Here is an 838-nt window from a genome sequence, read left to right as displayed (position 1 = left end):
GGTGGATATTTCTCAATTGCGCTATTGGGTGGCGAGCTACCGGCATCATGGCGTGTCCGGGCTGGAGAACAAGCGCGCCACATACAGTGCCGAGTTCAAGCAGCAGGTACTGCAACGTATCGATCGCGAGGGGTTATCCGACCGGCAAGCCGCTGCAGTGTATAACATCCGCAGCATTGGAACCATCGGCCAGTGGCGTCGTCAGTATAATACCGCTGAATCCGGGGCCTTGAAGCCCCCGCACAAAGGTGAAACTCAAATGCAAATGCCCAAAAAACATCTCCCCAAGGCGCCTGCGCCTGACGAAACACGTACGCAGAAAGAACTGCTGGACGAGCTGGCCTACTTGCGTGCGGAGAATGCCTACTTAAAAAAATTAGGGGCCTTAATCGAAGCGAAACAGGCTGCAGCGCTGCAGAAAAAGCGCAAGTAGTTCAGGGGTTAAGGCCAGATCATTCGCTAAGACTGCTGTTAAGGGCAGCGGAACTGTCGCGTAGTACGTTCTACTATCAGCGCAAGGTGATGGCTGTGCAGAACAAATATGCAGTCATCAAAGACAAGATTTGTGATCTCTATGAGAAGCATGAGGGTCGCTATGGCTATCGACGTATCAAGGTGGAGCTATGCAACGCCCTGAAAGTGGTCATCAATCACAAGGTGGTGCAGCGCCTGATGCAGGAGCTCGGTTTGACGTCGTTGGTGCGCATCAAGAGATATCAATCTTATAAAGGAACCACCGGAGAGATGGCACCGAATGTGCTCCAGCGCCAGTTCGATGCCGATAAACCGAATCAAAAATGGGTAACCGATGTAACTGAATTCAAAATCAAAAACAGCC

At 51.6% G+C, this 838-nt stretch carries 2 protein-coding genes; both read left to right on the top strand.

Annotated elements, in window-relative coordinates; translation table 11 throughout:
• A partial coding sequence (locus ACM5Q9_RS14265) for a helix-turn-helix domain-containing protein (RefSeq protein WP_418145424.1) occupies window positions 1–433 on the top strand: 433 nt, incomplete at its 5' end.
• A 95-nt stretch (window positions 434–528) separates the two neighbouring features.
• A partial coding sequence (locus ACM5Q9_RS14260; RefSeq protein ID WP_418145422.1) for an IS3 family transposase occupies window positions 529–838 on the top strand: 310 nt, incomplete at its 3' end.

The sequence above is a fragment of the Advenella sp. RU8 genome (genome assembly GCF_048381675.1).
Classification (GTDB): domain Bacteria; phylum Pseudomonadota; class Gammaproteobacteria; order Burkholderiales; family Burkholderiaceae_B; genus Advenella.
The sequence above is the reverse complement of the archived record's forward strand: the minus strand, read 5'-3'. Positions and strand labels throughout refer to the sequence as shown.